General features: G+C 44.4%; 3 protein-coding genes and 1 pseudogene. 2 read left to right on the top strand and 2 right to left on the bottom strand.

Annotated features, from left to right (window positions below; genetic code table 11):
• On the top strand, positions 1-989 hold a 989-nt coding region (locus IQ229_RS21745), incomplete at its 5' end, for a catalase (protein WP_194047297.1).
• Positions 990-1,110: 121 nt separating this feature from the next.
• The gene (locus tag IQ229_RS21740; RefSeq protein WP_194047296.1) at positions 1,111-1,383 is read left to right on the top strand and encodes a hypothetical protein; all 273 of its coding nucleotides are present in this window, start codon (positions 1,111-1,113) and stop codon (positions 1,381-1,383) included.
• Between the two features lie 239 nt (positions 1,384-1,622).
• Here IQ229_RS21740 and IQ229_RS21735 read toward each other — a convergent pair.
• Positions 1,623-2,081, bottom strand: a pseudogene (locus tag IQ229_RS21735) (tetratricopeptide repeat protein).
• A partial coding sequence (locus IQ229_RS21730) for a beta-ketoacyl-ACP synthase (protein WP_194047293.1) occupies positions 2,024-2,941 on the bottom strand: 918 nt, incomplete at its 5' end. The gene IQ229_RS21730 and the pseudogene IQ229_RS21735, both read right to left, overlap by 58 nt.

Below are 2,941 nucleotides of genomic sequence, written 5' to 3'. Positions count from 1 at the left end.
GTCCAGAATCGCTTCACCGAGTGACAATCCTGTTTTCAGATCGGGGAATACCCAAAACCGATGGCCACATGGACGGCTTTGGTAGCCACACCTTCAGTTTAATTAATGCTGAAGGCGATCGCGTTTGGTGTAAATTTCACTTTAAGACTCTGCAAGGGCATCAAACTTTGACGGAGGAAGAATCCGCTAAGATTAAGGGCGAAGATCCAGATCATGCGACTCACGATCTGTTTGAAGCGATCGCTAAAAAAGACTATCCTAAGTGGCGGATGTGTATTCAGGTGATGACCGAGGAGCAAGCGGCAAAACATCCAGATAATCCTTTTGACTTAACCAAAGTTTGGAAACAAGGGGAATATCCTTTAATTGAAGTCGGGATATTAGAGCTAAATCGGAACCCTGAGAATTATTTTGCCGAAGTTGAGCAAGCCGCTTTTAGTCCTAGTGCAGTGGTTCCTGGCGTTAGTTTCTCTCCAGACAAAATGCTGCAAGCTCGAATTTTTTCTTACCCAGATGCTCAACGGTATCGCTTGGGTGGTAACTATCAGCAACTACCCGTTAACCAGCCCAAATGTCCAGTGATGCATTATCAGCGAGATGGCTTTATGGCATCGGGGAACAATGGCGGTAGCGTTCCTAACTATGAACCGAATAGTGCTGAGGGTACGCCCAAAGAAAATCCAGCTTATGCAGAACCACCTAGTCATTTGGGCGATGTCACAGTCGATCGTTACAGTCATCGTGAAGGAAACGACGATTACACCCAAGCAGGTAATCTGTATCGGTTACTAACTCCTGAACAGCAAGAGCGTCTGGCTAAAAATATTGTCGGTAGTCTCTCTCAAGCAAGGGAGGACATCCAAATGCGCCAACTTTGCCACTTCTTCCGGGCAGATATTTCTTATGGTCGTCGTGTAGCTGAAGGATTGGGCATTTCAATCGATCCCTCAATGTTTTCTCCAACTGCTCAACCTGTAGGTAACTGGTAGCCTCGTAGTTTCATAGGGTGTGTTATGCCGTAGGCTAACGCACCGAAAAACCGGATGGTGAGTTACGTACTTAAGCTAGATTTAGATCCCCGATTTCTTGAAGAAGTCGGGGATTTGAATAATGAACAGACTCGTTGACGGAGATAAAATACTCGTTGACGAAGCTAAAATACTCGTCAACGGAGATAAAATACTCGTTGACGGAGATAAAATACTCGTTGACGGAGATAAAATACTCGTTGACGGAGATAAAATACTCGTGAACGGAGCTAAAATACTCGTTAACGGAGATAAAATACTCGTTAACGGAGATAAAAGCCTCGTTGACGGAGCTAAAATACTCGTCAACGGAGATAAAATACTCGTTGACGGAGTTCAGAGGCTCATTAAGTAGATAAACAAAAATATTTACAGTAATTGCGATCGCACCCTTCGCAAAGCATATCGTAGAGAAGTAGTTTTAGGCGTTGCGATCGCATTATTTTGCTTCACTGCATTTGCAATGACATTGTGTAATTAATTATGTTGCCCACTGATTAGACTGGAATTTGAATCCCAGGCGGGTAATGCAGCCGATACAGATTACCTAAATTACTGAAACCAACGGGAGACAAAAGCAACCATTCTCCTGAATCAAAGCTGACGATTCCGCCGCAAGTCTTCCAGATTTGCACGAATGGTTATTGTCTTGGGATGATTTGCCCCCAGCCGTTGTTCAGCAATTTCCAAAGCTTGGATGTACAAAGGTTCGGCATCACTGTATCTTCCCTGTGCATGGTAGAGTTAAGCCAAATTATTGAGACTTTCTGCAACGCTGGGATGGTTATTTACCCACAAGTGTTTATCAATCTCTAATGCTTTGAGGCACAATGGTTCTGCTTCGTTGTAGCGCTCTTGGACTTTGTACATATAACCAAGAGCGTAAATAGTATCTGCCAAAAGAGGATGATTTTCTGGAAGTAGATACTGCTTAAGTTTCAAAGCTTGCAAGAATAATGCTTCTGCTTCGTTGTAACGTTTTTGGGCGCGGTAGATTAAAGCTTTGCTAGTGCGATCGCACCATTCTGCCCACCAAAGCCAAAACTCAAACATAATACCTGTCTAATCTTACTTAGACGCGCTGCCGTAACTAAATCCAAATCAAACTCTGGTTGCTGCAATCCCACACAAGGCGGTAATATTTGATGCCTTAATGCCATGAGAGAAAAAGCTACACCTAAAGCTCCAGATGCTCCTAATGTATGACCTGTGCTTCCCTTGGTGGAACTAACTGCCACGCCTTCAGGAAACAAACGCTGGATTACCATGCTCTCCATCTGGTCATTTAACTGGGTAGCTGTGCCATGAGCATGAATGTAATCGATATCGGTTGGTAAAAGACAACTACGTTCTAGACATTGTTTGATAGCTGCGATCGCACTTTTCCCTTCGGGTTCTGGTGAATTACTATGATATGCGTCGTTAGTTAAGCCGAAACCGAGAATTTCACCATACACTTTTGCTTGACGCTGCTTTGCCAACTCTGCTGATTCTAAGACAAACACAGCTGCGCCTTCACCCAAAACTAAGCCTTCTCGATGCAAATCAAACGGATAAGCCCCAGTTTTCGCCAAAGCACCCATCTGCTGAAATCCAGCTAAAGTTAGGGGTGTAATTGGTGCTTCCACTGCACCTGCGATCGCTTGTTGACATTGCCCACTTTGGATAAGCATAGCTGCTTGGGCAATAGACCAAATTCCAGTAGCACAAGCTGCCATCGGTGCCAAAACTATCCCAGATGCACCGATTTGTCTTGCAGCTGCGATCGCATTCATGTGAGGTAATATATCTAGCCAATTTCCAAAAGAGGAAACGGGGAAATGATTCGCGTTGTACATTTCCCGCGCCAGCATTTCCCAAGACGCTTGATAAGAGCGACTCGATCCAATGACTACAGCACAATCAGTTAAAGG

The sequence above is a fragment of the Nostoc cf. edaphicum LEGE 07299 genome, from assembly GCF_015207245.1.
Taxonomy (GTDB): domain Bacteria; phylum Cyanobacteriota; class Cyanobacteriia; order Cyanobacteriales; family Nostocaceae; genus Nostoc; species Nostoc edaphicum_B.
Note: the sequence above shows the minus strand (reverse complement) of the source record. Positions and strands in the feature narration are given on the sequence as shown.

What these genes read in the sequence shown, in the direction of transcription:
- IQ229_RS21740 (WP_194047296.1), top strand. Translation starts at nt 1,111, where the DNA reads ATGAACAGACTCGTTGACGGAGATAAAATACTCGTTGACGAAGCTAAA.